Source organism: Mesorhizobium wenxiniae (genome assembly GCF_002284535.1).
Taxonomy (GTDB): Bacteria; Pseudomonadota; Alphaproteobacteria; order Rhizobiales; family Rhizobiaceae; genus Mesorhizobium; species Mesorhizobium wenxiniae.
In genome coordinates, this window is sequence record NZ_NPKH01000034.1 from 140,388 (window position 1) to 156,271 (window position 15,884).

The window sequence follows — 15,884 nt, forward strand, 5'->3', positions numbered from 1 at the left end:
CACGACACCGGCAGGGGTGCCGGATTTTTGGGGACAGGCAATGTTTGGGGGGATGGGCAATTTGTGTCGGAGCGGCGCGCATGCTGCCGGAATAGCCTTGCTGGCGATCTCGTTTGCGGCGGGACACTTTCTGGTTGGCGTTGGAAACGCTGAGGCCGGCAACGGCGTGGTTTACGTTACCTCGACCAAAAACATGTCGATCAAGCTCGCCAGGGGAAAGCCCAGAACGATCAAGACCGATGTGCCGTTCTACGAGATCGTCATCGGCGATCCAGAGATCGCCAATGTCAATCCGCTGACGGACCGCTCCTTCTACCTGCTCGGCAGTAATCTCGGCACCACGGCCATCGCTCTCTACGATGAAAACAAGCAACTGGTCGGTACGATGGACATCGAGGTGACGCTCGACACCGACCGTTTGGCCAGCACCATCCGCGACAGCGTGCCGGGGGCCAACATAAAGGTTAGCTCGGCGAATGGCCGGCTTGTTCTGTCCGGCTCGGCCGAAGATGCGTTGGCAGTTGATAAGGCGACTCGGATCGCCACCAATTTTTCGGGCGAAGAAACGGTCATCAACTCGGTCAATATTTCCTCCTCGCAGCAGGTTCAGTTGAATGTGCGCTTCGTCGAAATCAACCGGCAGGTGGGACAGGAACTCGGCACCAAAATCGGCGTGACATACATCGGCAGCAATGGCGGCGTCTCGTTCAACTCCACCCCTTCGGTTTCTAAGGCGACTCCCGCGGCACAGCTCATCGGCGGCCTTCTCTCCAACGGCGTGTCAATCGATGTCGCCATCAAGGCTCTGGAAGACCGCGGTGTCGCGCGACGTCTTGCCGAACCGAACCTAATTGCGCGCTCGGGTGAAAAAGCGAGCTTCCTGGCGGGCGGCGAGTTTCCGATCCCAGTCTCGGAAGAGGACGGCAAGATCTCAGTCGAATACAAAAAGTTCGGCGTCAGTCTGGACTTCACACCGACCGTGCTCAGCGACGGCCTGATCGCTCTCGACATCGAGCCGGAGGTCTCCTCGATCGATAGATCGGCTTCCTACAATATCGGCAATATCTCCATCCCGGGTTTCGTGGTGCGGCGCGCGCACACGTCGATCGATCTGAAAAGCGGTCAGAGTTTTATGATGGCGGGCTTGCTGCAAAGCGAGAACGACATGGTTCAGCAGCGCGTTCCAGGTCTGGGCAAGTTGCCGGTGCTCGGCCCGCTGTTCAGTTCCAGAGCGTATCAGCGGCGCGAAACGGACCTGGTCATCATCGTCACGCCGTACCTCGTTAAGCCGATGGACCCATCGAAGAAGCCGCTGACGCCGGCTGACGGCACCTTGCCGGCAAGCAATGTCGATTATTTTCTGGGCAATGTGGAGGAGGTGAAAACCGTCGACGCCGCCCACAATGGCGGGACCGCAACCGACGCTGCCGCTCCAGCCACAAAAGTCGGCCACTTCCTCGATCTCCCAAAGCAATGAGCATGCGAACGCTTTCAATGATCGGCGCCGTTGCAATGCTTGCCTCTGCCAGCGGTTGTGCAACCGAGGAGACGATGCGTCTCGACGGGCTGACCCAAGGCGCGGGCAATGCGATGGCCGCCAACACCGTGATGCAGATGGTCGATCCGTGGCCTGAGGGCGTCGAACGCACCCGGCTTCGGGTGCCAGCAAACCGCGGCGCCCAGCCTAGCGCGGCCGCGAAAGCGGTCGAGGAAAAAGCATCGCAACCCACGGCCGGTTACTGATCAGGCCACCAAACGCGTGCGAGAAGAATGGCAAATCCCGGAAAAACCAAGCGGATCGTGCTTGTTTCCACCGACAAGAGCTTTGTGCAGAAAACGAGGACGGCGTTCGCCTCGTCGGAGGCGGTTGCGCTTGTTACGGTCGAGAAGAACGTCACCGAGTTACGCGGCGAAATCCAGGAGGCTGATTGCAGCGCGGTGATCGTCGACATGGATGCGGCCAAGCTCAACGAGATCGAGGCGCTGCAGCGCATTACGCGGCGGCTCGAGAGGCGCGCTGCAATCATCGTTGTGACTCATGAATTCAATGCGTCCGCCGCGCGCATCCTGGTTCAGCTTCAGGTCGCCGATTTTCTGGTCAAGCCGCTGACCACCGCCGATCTTGTTCGCTCCTGCGTTCGCGCGCTTGAGGGACCGGGGCGCGAAGAGAACACCGAGTCGCAAATCTACACGTTCATGCCCGCCGCCGGGGGGGTAGGCACCACCACGCTGACACTGCAAACCGCGTTCCAGCTCCACCATTCGGTAACCCGCGGATCGTCGACCTGCGTAGTCGATCTCAATTTCCAGCAAGGCTCATGCGCCGAATATCTCGACCTCGAGCCACGCTTCGACATCAACGAAATCGAGAATCAGCCGGAGCGCCTTGACCGCCAGCTTCTTGACGTGATGCTCTCGAAACATGCGAGCGGTCTCTGCGTGCTGGCTGCGCCTGCGCGGCCAGCGGAGATGCGCACGTTCAACGCCGACGTGGTTGTCCGCATGCTGGACCTCGTCTCCGCCTATTTCGACAATGTCGTCATCGACATGCCGCGCACGTGGTTTCCCTGGACGGAGACCGTGCTGCTGGGCTCAAACAAGCTCTACATCGTCGCCGAAATGACCGTGCCGTGCCTGCGCCATACGCAGCGGCTGATCCAGGCCGTTTATGAGACGGTGGGCAAGGAGGTGAAGCCAAACGTCATCGTCAACCGCTTCGAACAACGCCTGTTCGAAAGCGGCATCAAGCGGGCCGACGTCCAGGCATTCCTCGGCGAGCATTTCGTCGGAAGCATCTCGAACAATTACAAGCTGGTGCGCGAGGCCGTCGATCGCGGCGTTCCGCTGCACGAGATCGATCCCAACGCGAATGTCGTCAACGATCTCAGGCGAATAGTCCTGCCTGACGAAGTCGTGGCGGAAACGCGGAAAAAGCGTTCGCTGTTCCGGCTCGGCAAAAGTCTTTTGAGGAGAGCCGGGTGATCAGCCGATTTTCGACGCTCCAGAAACGCGATGCCACGCCGGAAAGCCGGCAGGAGCAGGCGCCAATCCAGCATCGGCCGGTCGTCATCCCGACGACACGCAAGCCGGCCCCGCCGAAACCCGAGGTGGGACCGGCAAAGCCCACGAAGGTCCTCGACGCCAGAATGCGCATCCACCGCATGCTGATCGAAGAGATCAACCTCGTAGCGCTCGAGCGCCTGCCGCGCGACGAGATGCAGCGGCAGGTGCATGATTTCGTCTCCGAGAAGGCGCGCGGCGAACGGCTTGCGGTCAACGTCGCCGAACTCGACGCGCTGGTGGATGACATTGTCGACGAAATGGTCGGCCTCGGCCCGCTCGAGCCGTTGCTGAAAGACCCGACCATCAACGACATCCTGATCAACGGCCATCGCAGTTGCTTCGTCGAGCGGCATGGCAAGCTCGAGCAGGTGCATATTCCGTTCAAGGACGAAGCTCACCTCATACGCATCATCAACAAGATCGTTGCGGCCGTCGGCCGCCGCGTCGATGAATCCCAGCCGATGGTCGACGCGCGCATGCTCGACGGCTCACGCTTCAATGCCGCCATCCGACCGGTCGGTGTCGACGGGCCGCTGGTATCCATCCGCAAATTCTCCAAGAATAAGCTCGGCCTGCATAAGCTCGTTGAATTTGGTGCGGTCACGCAGAACATGGCCGAGGTCCTTGCCGCCGCAGTCCATGCCCGCAAGACGACGATTATTTCCGGCGGCACCGGCACCGGCAAGACGACGATGCTGAACGCGCTGTCGGCCTTCATCCCAGAAGACGAGCGCCTGATCACCATCGAAGACGCGGCCGAACTGCAATTGCAGCAGCCGCATGTGGCGCGCATGGAGACAAGGCCGGCCAATATCGAAGGTCACGGCGAACTCAAGCAGCGCGATCTGGTCAAAAACGCGCTGCGCATGCGGCCGGACCGCGTCATCCTCGGCGAGTGCCGCGGCGAGGAAGCCTTCGACATGCTTCAGGCGATGAACACCGGCCACGAAGGTTCGATGGCGACCATTCATGCCAACACGCCGCGCGACGCGATTTCCCGTCTCGAACAGATGCTCGGCATGACCGGAATGCCGATGACCGTGCAGTCGATCCGCAGCCAGATCGCAAGCGCGCTCGACATCATCGTGCAGCTTACCCGGCTTTCCGACGGCAAGCGCAAGGTCACGAGCGTCGCCGAAGTGACCGGGATGGAAGGCGACGTGATCCAGATGCAGGAGATATTTCGCTTCGTGCGCACCGGCACAGAAGCGGACGGGACGATCCTTGGCCACTTCGAGGCGACCGGCCTGCGCCCGCGCTTCCTCGAAGACCTGAAGGCGATGGGCATCGAATTTCCCGGGCGGTATTTCGAGCCTGGCAGACAGCAGGAATAATCAATGCTCGAGGGATTCACCGCCATCTATGTGATTTATGCCGGCGCCGGTCTGACCGGCATCATGATCGCCGAAGCGTTTTACCTGCTTTACGCCGGGCACCGGGATCGCCGCATGGCGATCAATCGGCGAATGAAGCTGCAGGAGAAAAAGCTCAGCCAAGAGCAGGTGCTAATCCAATTGCGGAAAGAGCGTGGGATGGAAGGCGGTGCTTCGATGCTTTCGCTCGACCGGATTCGGGAGCTGCGGATCCAGTCCGGCATGGTCCTACCACTGCCGAAATTTCTGCTGATCACGTCGGGTCTGGCGCTTGGCATCTGCCTGTTTGCCGTTTCCAACGGCCTGCCGCTGATCATTGCACTGGCAGTGCTTCCGGTCATGTGTTTGGTCTTTCCGATCGTGACCCTGCGGTTCCTGCGCAAGCGGCGGCACAAGATGTTCGGAATGCAGCTTCCAGAAGCTCTGGAACTCATCACGCGAAGCCTCAAGGCAGGGCATCCGGTTCCGGTGGCGATCTCGATGGTGGCGCGTGAAATGGCCGATCCGATCGGCACCGAATTCGGCGTGATCGCCGACGAAGTGACCTATGGCTCCGACCTGGTTTCCGCGCTGCATTCGCTGTTCGAGCGCGTCGGACACGAGGACCTTCCGCTGTTCGTCACCGCTGTGTCGATCCAGAGCAGCTCAGGCGGCAATCTGCGCGAAATCCTGGATGGCCTGTCGTCGGTCATCCGCGATCGAGGAAAGCTGCGGCGCAAAGTGCGAGCAATCTCGACCGAGGGCCGCATGTCGGCCTACATCCTGACCGCCGTACCGGCGCTGCTGATGGTCGGCATCATGGTCATGATGCCGCAATTCTACGAGAGCGTCTGGGGCGAGCCGATGACTTGGTATCTGTTGGGCGGTTCGATCTCATGGCTGATGCTGGGCAACGCCATGATGTTCAAGATGTCGAACTTCAAATTCTGACATGGAAACCCTGATCGGCCTCCTTGCCTCCCTTCGCCCGACGTCGCTGGCGCCGATGGCGCTTTTGCTGCTCGCCGTGGGAGGAGGAGCGATCCTCTGGCAGTGGAGTACCGCGCGTGGAGGACGCGGCGACTTGAAGCGCCGGCTCAAGGTCGAAGTCTCCGAGGTTGCGGAGGCACCCAAGCCGACCGCCGCGCCGAAACGGAACGCCAGCGCCGTCCGCGACAAGGCGATGAAAACCGCCCATGAATTCTACGCCAAAAGCGATCCGGAAAACGTTGCGCGGTTGCGGATGAAACTCATCCAGGCTGGTCACATGGATCCAGGCGCGGTCGGCAGGTTTTTTGTCATCCGCTTTGTCGGCTTCCTGGCTGGAGCCGTTGTTGCGTTTCTGGTCGTCCGCTGGTTTGGTGGTGAATCGGCAGTTCCGAGCCGCTGGACTTTCATCATCATGTCCGGTGGCGCCGGTTATTTTCTGCCGGGTCTTGTATTGACCTTGCAGGTCCGCACGAAAATGCGGGAATACCGCAATGGCTTTCCCGATTTCATGGACCTGATGATCGTCTGCGCGGACGCCGGCATGAGCATGGAGGCCGGGATCGAGCGGGTGTCGAAAGAGCTCTTCATCACTTATCCCTCGCTCAGCCAGAACCTTCAGCTTGTCTCGCTCGAACTCAGGGCAGGGCGCAGCCTTGACGATGCGCTGAAATCGTTGGCTGATCGCCTGAGTCTCGACGAGGTACGCTCCTTCGCCACGCTGCTTCAGCAATCGAAGGAGCTTGGCACCAGCCTTTCGGGCGCGCTTCGGGTTTATTCGGACGAAATGCGTCACAAGCGCATGTCGATAGCTGAGGAAAAGGCGCACGCGCTGCCGGCAAAGATGTCGGTGCCGGTTACGATCTGCATCCTGCCAGTCGTGCTGATGATCGCCATCATCCCGATCATCGTGAAAATGACGGCAGGCGACTGATCCGTTCCAGTCGATAGTTAATCCAATATGTTCGGCTTTCCTAATATTTGCTCGAAACCCGCCACCGAAGCTTAAGCCGAACCCGCTATGGTGCTTGATGAGACGGCCCGCCAAGCGGCCGGATGGGGCAGGTTATGGGGCAATCGAAATTCGCCGCGTTGGCTGCGGTCGCAGTCGTGACGATTGTGACGGGATGCACGACGAGCAGCGTCGACATCACCGAGACCACGTCGATCGTTCCGGCGACGACCGACATCAGCGAGGCTGATCTCGTATCTGGGAAGACGCAGTTCCGCGAAGCCAATTATGGGTTGGCGGAAAAGCACTTCCGCAAGGCGGTGGAACTTCGGTCCGACAATGCCGAGGCATGGCTGGGACTTGCCGCCTCCTACGACCAGCTCGGCCGCTTCGACTTTGCCGACCGCGCTTACGATCAGCTTGTTGTGGTTGCCGGCCGCCGGGCCCACATCCTCAACAATATGGGGTATTCGCAATTGTTGCGCGGCAACAAGAAAAAAGCCCGCAAATTGCTTCTGGAGGCCAAGGCAGGAATGACCGATACCTCGGTGGTCGATGCCAACCTCGCACTGATGAACAAGTCGTAGCAGCGTTCGAACCGTTGCCGGATCCAACGAATTGCAGATTGGCTTACAGGCCGCCGCGGGGTCCAACGTGAAAAATTGTAGAAAGCCTGGCTAGATCGGTTCTGGAGCGAAATGGTGGCGTAGAACGGATCTGGCGTGTTGTTCAGCGCCAGAACTTGCCCTTCTAAACTGGAATAGGTCACGATTAGTCCTGCGATCACCCATTTCGAATTTTTATTTTTCAATAGAATTACCGACGGATAACCGTTCGGCGCTGTGCACAGTCGAGCGATACCTGCACCCGCTCGCTGAGAGCGCTCTGCATTCGCGGCCACGGAACGGCCGCATCCTCCATCCGGACAGCGGTTTGACCGTCCGGCAGCTTTTCTGTGAGGATGAATTCCGTCCTACTTAAGAGTTTAGTGATCAATGAAACAACTTCTTCGCCGCAGGGATGCATTTTGCCGGCATGATGCACCAAATTCTGCTTGTGAAACGGTTCTTTCGAGACAGCCGCGGTAACTTTGCGACCGGTCTCGTTGTCATGCTGCTTCCTATGATTGCAGCAGTCGGCGCCGCGGTGGATTTCGCGAACATGAACCGCGAGCGGAGCAGGCTTCAATCGGCTCTGGATGCAGCAAGCATGGAGATCGCCGTTAAGGTCAACTCAGGCCTGAGCGACGGTGAGCTACAGGCTCTTGGCGACAAGCTACTCAAAGCCAACTTGGCATCGGTCCATGCAAGCGCGGATAACATACCCTCGCTCGTCTATCACGGTCTGGCGACGGAAAACGACGGAAGCCAGAGCCTCAGGACTGAATCCAGCCTCAACTACACCTATCTCATTCCGCGCTCAATCGGCGGCGATGGACCGTCATCGACCAGCATTCTCGTCCGGTCTCGCATAACGTCCAACAATGGTGATACTGCGTGCGTCTATGCCCTCAACCGGGCCGCGCCGCGCGCCTTCGAGGCGGCCGGGAGCACCACAGTCATCATGGATGGCTGCGTTATCGCTTCCAATTCGTCGGCTCCGGATTCCATCTATGTTGGCGGCGACGCGTCCCTTGAGGCGGACTGCATTCAATCATCTGGCGGAATAGTGGCGACCAGCGGACTGATCACCGATTGTGAGCAAAATCGCGTCAATGCGTGGCGACTGCCTGACCCATGGGGTGACCTGGTGGAACCGGTACCACCAATCTTGTATCCTAATCCGAAAGCTGGCGACTTGACAGTCAGTCCAGGGCGGTATCGAAATCTCGATCTGAGCGGCGACAAAACCCTGGAGCCGGGCCTCTATTATGTCGAAGGTTCTCTTTCCGTCAAAGGCACAGTGACCGGCGCCGGAGTGACCATCTTCATGGCTGATGGCGGCATAACAGTGAACGGCAACGGCTCGTTGTCATTGAGCGCGCCGCAGACAGGCGACTATGCCGGCATGCTGATGATGTCGGCACGAGCGAACGCATCGTCCCACCTGTTCAATGGGAATGGCGCCACTGATCTGAACGGCGTCCTATACTTCCCCTATGGCGACCTGACCTACAATGGTAACAACAACGGAACTAGCAGCAGCTGCATGCGCATCGTTGCCGACACGATCAAGATGAGCGGCAATTCGAACATCAAGTCCGACTGCAGTGCGGAACTGGGGGGACGCGAAGCTAGAGTGGCAGGCCCGTTCTACTTTTCGATGTAAGGCAGTTGCGAACGTTCGAGATCTCCCATTGGCCGCCCCACGCCGTTCTGACCCCACGGTTGTTGAGCGCAATGGCCAAGCCTCTGAGGCCGATCACTCCTGATGCCTGAAGAGCGAGGACAGGGGATAACGCGCACTGATCAGCCTCCCGAGTTTACCCAGCTCCCGCCGCAGTTCGCGCTGATATTGATCGCGCGGTGGGCGCCGCATCGCCTTCGGGAGATCCCCGCGCTGCGCGAACTCGCCCCCGGCGAATGGTTCAAGAGCGTCGACGTCGACGAATATCGCCGGCGTTACCTTGATCAGCTCGCCAGGCTCGATCCAGGTGAAACCGTTTGCCGGATCGAGGGATCTGGCACGAGGCCGGTCGGCGGCGCTCCTTTGCTGGGAGCGGCCGCGAGACGCCAATTTCTCTGTCACCTTTCTGTCACCGCGGCTACGTCAGCGCGTGGCTGCACGATGAGGTCGGTCTCGAGATCTACGAGTTCGGCCGGGAAGGCTGCGGCCACCAGCATCCGAAGCTGCCGGAAGCGCACCGATCAGGCCTGGTGCAGCCCAGGCTGATCTGATGGGCTCGCGCGCGTGACTGTCCAACGTGTCCAAGGTGGCCGGCGCAGCCCTAGCTAAACCTTCCTTGCCGCGATCAGAAAATCGCCACGAAATGTCCATCAGCCTTTGAACCCGTGCGGGCCCTGCCAGTACCCTGCGAAAGCAGCCGCTGAAGCCGACGGCCATAGCGCGCATCAGGAAAATATAGCCGGTTCAGATTGCGTTCGTCATTGCAGGCTCAGGCGCCGACGCTTCGACCGAGAGGGCGCAAGGATAGCTAGCCCAAGATTCTAACCCGATCTCGAAGGTAGCGAGCACGACCCGGTGCCTATTTTTGTAAGGGATCAGCCTCGACCGACTTTGGAGCTCGACCGGCGAATGTGATTTTAGATGACGAGCGAGCCCACCATTCGAGATCCATGATGTCGGGTTCTCATAAATGAGGAATGCCTTGATGGCATTCTCAAGGGGCGATCCACCTAGCAGAAAGACCGCCTTATTCGTCTCGTCCCAGTGGCCCAGGACCTTGTCATTCGCGTCGATCTGAACGATCAGCCCTTTTCTTTTGCGCGGGCAAGAGCCGTCGCTTGAGCATGGAGGTTATCGGCTGCAAGCAGCCAGCTATGCGGGGGTTTGCAGCACGCTCCACGAACTCATATTGGCATCGTCCTTGGGGCTGCGAGCCATGGCGCTCCTTGCTGGTCCTGGCGACTATCGACACCACCGACGCTCGGTTTTGTGTCCCGAAATGTGTGTCCTGATCTCGAATTTGCGGTGTGGTGAGGAGCGCTTTGGGCCCGCAACCCTTGAAAATCTTGGTGCCGCTTAGGTGACTCGAACACCTGACCCCATCATTACGAATGATGTGCTCTACCAACTGAGCTAAAGCGGCCCGGGAAGCCGGGGCCTCCAAGATGCGCTGGGTGATAGCCGCAACCGGCCGCGAATTCAAGATGGGACTTGGCAATTCGTGTGGGCTCATGCCGGGCGCATAAGCGGGCTTCCGCACCGATCCCGCCGCGCGGTTGCGCGAAGCCACACCGGCAGGTTGCGCGATGTCGCGTTGGCGCTGCATCGGGAAATCGGTGAAAAATGTTGATTCCTTTATCGAAAACCGCCGAAATGGGCTTTGGATGCGTCACGAAGACAGAATGCGGCCGCTGGCCCGTTGATTGATTGATCGCCTGCGGCTAACGATCATGACATGTGGCCGTAGGTGCAGAGGGATCCAGCTTGGACGCGATCGAAAAAGCGATCCGGAATGCCTTCGAGAAAGGCAATGCCGAAGACCGCGCGTTTCGCGAGCGGGTCTATCGATCGGCCTTCGCCGCTCTCGACCGTGCCCTGCAGGCCAACCCGGGCGTGACGGTGGAAATCGCTATCAAGCGCCGCAAGGCGGTGCAGGCCAAGATCACCGAAATCGAATCCGAATTCCTGCCGGCGGTTGCCGGCGTCGGCCCACAGGCCGATGATGACGCTGCAGCACCGGCGGTGGAGCAGCCGGCTGATAGCGAAGCCGAAGCCGAACCGGATGCCGAAGCCGACGCCGAACCCGCGCCGCCGCCTGACGTCGTTGTCGACGGTCCGGCGGAGCCTCCTGCATCCGACGCGCCCCCTGCTGCCGACGCGCCGCGCTCGCGCGTCTTGCCGGTCGTTCCCGATATCATGCCGGAAGCGGCTTTTTCCGGTGCGCCGGAGATCGACTTGTCGTCCCCTCCATCGACCGGAGACGACGACGCAGAGGTGATGCCCGACCGCGACGACAGGCGGGCGAGAGGCCCCCGCCTGCCTCTCACCGCAATCTTCCTCGGCGTGACGCTGCTCGCAGCTGTCGGCATCGGCCTCTATTTCGCTGCCCAGACCGGCGTCTTCAAGTCGGCGGCTGAACTCGACACGGCCCCGCCGCAGACGCCTCCGACGGTGGAGGACGATGATTTCACGCCGCCAAGCGACACCGCCTCGCCGCTGGACTCCGGCGAGACGGCGCGCGACTGGATCAATGTGTTTTCACCGAGCGACCCGGCGCTTGTCAGTGCGCCTTCGGATGCCAAGGCCGAAGTCATGCAGGACGACAGCGGTTCCTTCCTGCGCATCCGGTCGGGCGCCTCCGGTTCGGCGATCAGCTTCGACGTCGGGCAAGGCGTGCTGGAAAAACTCGCCGGCAAGCACGCCACGTTCGACATCATCGCCCGCTCCGAGGAGGGCAAGGACACTCAGATCTCCGTCGACTGCAACTTCGGCGAACTCGGCGACTGCGGCCGCAAGCGCTACGCGGTCGGCCACGAGCGCAACGAATATCTGTTCGACGTGCGGTTTCCCGACAAGCGTCCGGGCGCTGCCGGCACCATCGCCATCAATTCCGACTTCGACAAACAAGGCAAGTCGGTCGACATCTACGAGATCCGCGTCTCGATTGTTCCGTGATCCTCAGGTATCGAGCAGCGCCTGCAGCGTCTCGATGCGGTCGGCTTCGGCCGCCGGCTTGTCCCAGCGCAGCCGTGAAATGCGCGGAAAGCGCATGGCGACGCCGGATTTGTGCCGTGTCGAGCGGTTGAGCCCTTCGAACGCCACCTCCAGCACGAGACCTTGTCTGCGGTCGGCCCGTACCGAGCGGACCGGGCCAAAGCGCTCGATGGTGTTGTCGCGGACATATTTGTCGATCTGCCTCAGTTCCTCGTCGGTGAAGCCGAAATAGGCTTTCCCCACCGGCACCAGTTCCTCCGATCCTTCCGGGCCGGACCACACGCCAAACGTGTAGTCGGAATAGAAGCTCGAACGCTTGCCGTGGCCGCGCTGGGCATACATCAGCACGGCGTCGACCGTGTGCGGATCGCGCTTCCATTTGAACCATGGGCCTTTCGGCCGGCCGGTGAGATAGGGCGAATCCCAGCGCTTCAGCATTACGCCTTCAATGACCGGATGCAGCGGCTTGCGGCGCAATTCCTCCAGCGCCTGCCAGTCGGTGAATTCGACCAGGGGCGACAGATCGAAGCGGCTCGAATCGAGCATCTGCACGAAGGCTTCGAGGCGGGCGCGCCGCTCGCGGAAAGAGCGCGCCCGCAAGTCTTCCTCGCCGATCTGAAGCACGTCGTAGCAGCGCATGAAGGCCGGGTATTGCTGCTGGATCTTCGGTGTCACGCTCTTGCGGTTCAGCCGCTGCTGCAGGTCCGAGAACGTGCCGGTCGCCTGCAAGGGATCGCCGACCAGAAGCTCGCCGTCGAGGGTGGCGGAAAAATTCATCGCCTCTGCGAGGTCCGGAAAAGCCCCGGAAACATCGTCGCCGGTGCGCGAATAGAGCCGGCGAATGCCGCCTTCCGATACGGCCTGGACGCGGATGCCGTCCCATTTCCACTCGGCGGCATAGTCGGCCGGGTCGAGCTTTTCGAGGTCGCCGTCACCGATCGGGTTCGACAGCATCACCGGCCGGAACAGCGCCAGCGCCGTCTTTTTGGGTTTCTCGGCCTTGCCTTCCAGCCAGGCGAACAGCTCGGTATAGGGCGGCGTCAGCCCATGCCAGAGTTCTTCGATCTCGGCGACGTCGACCTTGCCGAGATCGGCCAGCGCCTGCTTGGCCAGCCGCGCCGAGACGCCGATGCGCAGCCCGCCGGTGACCAGCTTGATAATGGCGAAACGCGCCGAGATGCTGGCGCTGTCGAGCAGTCTGGCCAGCACCTTCGGCCCGTCGGAACGGCTCGCCGCCTGCAGCTTTGCGACGACCTCGGCGAGCGTCGGTTCATGGTTGGCGATATCCCCAGGCGATTGCGGCCAGACCAGCGACACCGTCTCGGCCAAGTCGCCGACATAATCGTAGGAATAGCCGAACAGCACCGGATCCATGCGCTCCATCACCAGCATGCGAAGCATAGCCGGCTTGACCGCCGCGATGGTCAGGTCGCCGGTGATGGCAGCCAGCGCCAGGCCGCGATCCGGATCCTCGACGCTGCGGAAATAATCGCTCAGCAGCGTCAGCTTGCCGTTACGCGACGGAGTCAGGACAAGGCGATCGAGGAGTTCGGCGAAGCGATTCATGGCGATGAGAACCGCGTCAGCGCTGCGTTGACGATTGTTCCTTCCATCAGCTCAATCGCCCTCATCCTCGTAGCCGACGAGATGCAGCGGCCGCGCGGCGATGCCTTCGAGTTCGCACCAGCGCACCAGGGCCTCCTCGCGGCCATGCGTCACCCAGATTTCTCCGGCGCCGGTCTCCCTGATCGTGGCGGTCAGCTCGTCCCAGTCGGCGTGGTCGGAAATGATCAGCGGCAGTTCGACGCCGCCCTGCTTGGCGCGCTGGCGGATGCGCATCCAGCCGGACGCAAAGCACGAGATCGGATCGGGAAAGCGTCGCGCCCAGCGGTCGGCGAAGGCCGAGGGCGGGCCAACGACGATGGCCCCAGTGAAGTCGTCCTTGCCACCGCTTTCGACGGTCGCCGGCTCCAGCGTCCCGAGGTCGATGCCCTGGCGCTGATAGTAGTCGCTGAGCTTGGCCAGCGTGCCGTGGATGTAGATTGGCTTGTCGTAGCCGGCGTCGCGCAGCAACCGCATGACGCGCTGCGCCTTGCCGAGCGCATAGGCGCCGACCAGATGCGCGCGCTCGGGAAACTGCGCCGTCGATTTCAGCAGGCGGGCGATCTCTTCGGTATCGGGCGGGTGACGGAACACCGGTAGGCCGAAAGTCGCCTCGGTGATGAACACGTCGCACTTGACCGGTTCGAACGGCTCGCAAGTCGCGTCCCTATGGCGCTTGTAGTCGCCCGAAGCGACGATGCATGAGCCCTGATGCACGACCTCGATCTGCGCCGAGCCCAGCACATGGCCGGCCGGATGAAAGGTTACGGTGACGCCGTTCAGCGCGATCGCCTCGCCAAGTGCTGCCGCTTGCGTCGTCCCGGCAAAGTCCTCGCCGTAGCGCAGCCCCATAATGTCAAGCGTCTGTTGTGTGGCCAGCACCGAGCGGTGACCGGAACGGGCATGGTCGGAATGGCCGTGCGTGATCAGCGCCCGGTTGACCGGCCGCACCGGGTCGATGAAGAAATCGGCGGGTGGGCAATAGAGACCCTCGGGCCGGGGATGAAGCAGGTCACTGGCGCGCATGGCTCCAAGATAGTTGCTAATTCCGGCGCGGGAAGCCTGTTGCAAGTGACTGCTGACTCGGCTTACAGGCAACTGTCGGCGGGACCTCCATCAGTGAAACCGCATCAGGCCTTGTCGGCGATCATTTTCGTTCACCTGCGCCACACGTGGCGGCGGCTGCGAAAAAAGTCCGATTCGCATGCCCGAAAGGGCAAGGACACCGACACGGAGGACGTTGCATGCGCTGGAACTTGGTGGTCTTGGCATCTTGCCTGGCAATAGCCGGTTGCATCGGCACCTCGATTGCCGAGCGACAGGACGCGAATGTCCAGTCCTCGCTGCAATATGACAGCGTGCCCTGCAATCAATTGCTGGCGCAACGCAACCGGCTGGCACAGCAATACCGCCTTCCACAGGATGCCAAGCCGTCCTTCTCCGATCCCGGGGTGGGGCTCGGCCCGTTCACGCCGGACGCCCGTTCCAAGGCCCAGCGAGAGGTCGAACAGGCGAGCGGCCGGATCGATGCCATGAACCGGTCGATCGCCCGCCGCGAATGTGGCAAGCCGGCCAAGCAGACCAAGCTTGGCCTGCCGGGTTAGCGCATGATCCCGGAAATCGGAATCGATTTCCGGAAAGGATCATGCGCCGATGCAAAAAATGTTAAAGCGTCCTTTGCGCGTTCAATCGGACGCGCGGCGCTCTAATACCCCGCGTCGCGATCCACCACGTTCTCGAGCTTCCCGCCGCGCTCGAAGGCGGCCATCTGGCGCAGCATAATCGGCACCAGATGCACGGGGTCGGAGGTCGCCGCCGCATGCGGCGTCACGAACACTTTTGGGTGGGTCCACAGCCGGCTGGTCTTCGGCAGCGGCTCGACCTCGAACACGTCGAGGCTCGCTTCCTTGAGTGTGCCGTCCTCCAGCGCACGCAGAATGTCGGCGTCCTTCTGCAACTTGCCGCGCCCGGCATTGATCAGCACCGAGCCGCCGAGGCCGTTGCGTTTCCTCAATTCCTTCAGCACGCCGTAATTGATCACGCCTTGCGTCTGCGGCGTGAGTGGCAAAAGCACCACCAGAATGTCGGTGGCGTTGAGGAAGGGGACCAATCCGGCCTCGCCCGCATAGGTCCAAACGCCGTTCATCGGCCGCTCGCTGCGCGACCAGCCATTGACCGCAAAGCCGAGTGACAAAAGCACCGACGCCGCCGCGCGGCCAAGCGTGCCGAGCCCCATGATGCCGACGGAGATGTCGCCGGCCGGTCGCTGCGGTGGCTCGTGCCAGATCTTCTTTTGCTGCTGCGACCGGTAGAGCATGCCCTGGCGATGGTGATCGAGCACCCGCCAGACGACGTATTCGGTCATGTACTGGGTCAGGTTGTCGGCCACAACCTTGACGATCGGCACGTCGGGCAAAGTGGGGTCTGCGAAGATGTGGTCGACGCCGGCGCCGATCGAAAAGACAGCGCGCAGATTGGGCAGCGACGACAGAAGGTTGGGCCGCTGCTTCCACACCACCGCATAGGTGATCGAGGGATCGCTGGCGCCGTCCGGCTCGAGCACCACCTCGCGTTCCGCCGACAAGAGTTCGCGCCAACGGCCTGGATGGATACCGGTGAGGGCAAGCAGGATACGGCCTTTTTCCATT

The 15,884-nt window shown here is 61.2% G+C and carries 14 protein-coding genes and 1 tRNA gene; 10 read left to right on the plus strand and 5 right to left on the minus strand.

Translation table 11 applies throughout. The features are described 5' to 3' along the window. Positions 1-52 precede the first annotated feature (52 nt). From CIT31_RS27050 to CIT31_RS27090, 8 genes are all read left to right on the plus strand, one after another. Complete coding sequence (locus tag CIT31_RS27050; RefSeq protein WP_095521106.1) at positions 53-1,477, plus strand: type II and III secretion system protein family protein; 1,425 nt, start codon at positions 53-55, stop codon at positions 1,475-1,477. A 17-nt stretch (positions 1,478-1,494) separates the two neighbouring features. Beyond that, on the plus strand, positions 1,495-1,743 hold the full coding sequence (locus tag CIT31_RS27055; protein ID WP_240992599.1) for a hypothetical protein: 249 nt from the start codon (positions 1,495-1,497) through the stop codon (positions 1,741-1,743). A 27-nt stretch (positions 1,744-1,770) separates the two neighbouring features. Next, on the plus strand, positions 1,771-2,982 hold the full coding sequence (locus CIT31_RS27060) for a CpaE/TadZ family protein (protein ID WP_095521107.1): 1,212 nt from the start codon (positions 1,771-1,773) through the stop codon (positions 2,980-2,982). After that, positions 2,979-4,397, plus strand: a complete 1,419-nt coding sequence (locus CIT31_RS27065; RefSeq protein ID WP_095521108.1) for a TadA family conjugal transfer-associated ATPase — start codon at positions 2,979-2,981, stop codon at positions 4,395-4,397. Before CIT31_RS27060 ends, CIT31_RS27065 begins: the two co-directional genes overlap by 4 nt. 3 nt (positions 4,398-4,400) lie before the next feature. Continuing rightward, complete coding sequence (locus tag CIT31_RS27070) at positions 4,401-5,366, plus strand: type II secretion system F family protein (protein WP_095521109.1); 966 nt, start codon at positions 4,401-4,403, stop codon at positions 5,364-5,366. Position 5,367: 1 nt separating this feature from the next. Then, positions 5,368-6,336 (plus strand): type II secretion system F family protein, encoded by a 969-nt coding sequence (locus CIT31_RS27075; protein WP_095521110.1) that lies wholly within the window; start codon positions 5,368-5,370, stop codon positions 6,334-6,336. Positions 6,337-6,470: 134 nt separating this feature from the next. Then, positions 6,471-6,941, plus strand: coding sequence for a tetratricopeptide repeat protein (locus tag CIT31_RS27080; RefSeq protein WP_095521111.1), 471 nt, complete (start codon positions 6,471-6,473; stop codon positions 6,939-6,941). Positions 6,942-7,374: 433 nt separating this feature from the next. Beyond that, the gene (locus CIT31_RS27090; protein ID WP_095521113.1) at positions 7,375-8,622 is read left to right on the plus strand and encodes a TadE/TadG family type IV pilus assembly protein; all 1,248 of its coding nucleotides are present in this window, start codon (positions 7,375-7,377) and stop codon (positions 8,620-8,622) included. Between the two features lie 93 nt (positions 8,623-8,715). On the opposite strand, the gene CIT31_RS27095 is transcribed toward CIT31_RS27090, so the two are convergent. Further along, a complete protein-coding gene (locus tag CIT31_RS27095) occupies positions 8,716-9,030 on the minus strand; it encodes a hypothetical protein (protein WP_133116211.1) in 315 nt (104 codons plus the stop codon). Between the two features lie 957 nt (positions 9,031-9,987). After that, positions 9,988-10,063: transfer RNA gene (locus tag CIT31_RS27100), tRNA-Thr, on the minus strand. A 341-nt stretch (positions 10,064-10,404) separates the two neighbouring features. Between CIT31_RS27100 and CIT31_RS27105 the strand changes: the two genes are divergently transcribed. Next, positions 10,405-11,595, plus strand: coding sequence for a hypothetical protein (locus CIT31_RS27105; protein WP_095521115.1), 1,191 nt, complete (start codon positions 10,405-10,407; stop codon positions 11,593-11,595). Positions 11,596-11,598: 3 nt separating this feature from the next. Here the strand turns inward: CIT31_RS27105 and CIT31_RS27110 are convergent, their stop codons facing one another. Together CIT31_RS27110 and CIT31_RS27115 are read right to left on the minus strand one after the other, a co-directional pair. After that, positions 11,599-13,200, minus strand: a complete 1,602-nt coding sequence (locus tag CIT31_RS27110) for a cisplatin damage response ATP-dependent DNA ligase (protein ID WP_095521116.1) — start codon at positions 13,198-13,200, stop codon at positions 11,599-11,601. Between the two features lie 51 nt (positions 13,201-13,251). Continuing rightward, positions 13,252-14,262, minus strand: a complete 1,011-nt coding sequence (locus CIT31_RS27115) for a ligase-associated DNA damage response exonuclease (protein ID WP_095521117.1) — start codon at positions 14,260-14,262, stop codon at positions 13,252-13,254. 218 nt (positions 14,263-14,480) lie between these two features. Here CIT31_RS27115 and CIT31_RS27120 point away from each other — a divergent pair, with 218 nt between their 5' ends. Then, on the plus strand, positions 14,481-14,840 hold the full coding sequence (locus CIT31_RS27120; protein ID WP_029356998.1) for a hypothetical protein: 360 nt from the start codon (positions 14,481-14,483) through the stop codon (positions 14,838-14,840). A gap of 101 nt (positions 14,841-14,941) precedes the next feature. On the opposite strand, the gene CIT31_RS27125 is transcribed toward CIT31_RS27120, so the two are convergent. Beyond that, on the minus strand, positions 14,942-15,883 hold the full coding sequence (locus tag CIT31_RS27125; protein WP_095521118.1) for a 2-hydroxyacid dehydrogenase: 942 nt from the start codon (positions 15,881-15,883) through the stop codon (positions 14,942-14,944). Between the last annotated feature and the right edge of the window lies 1 nt (position 15,884).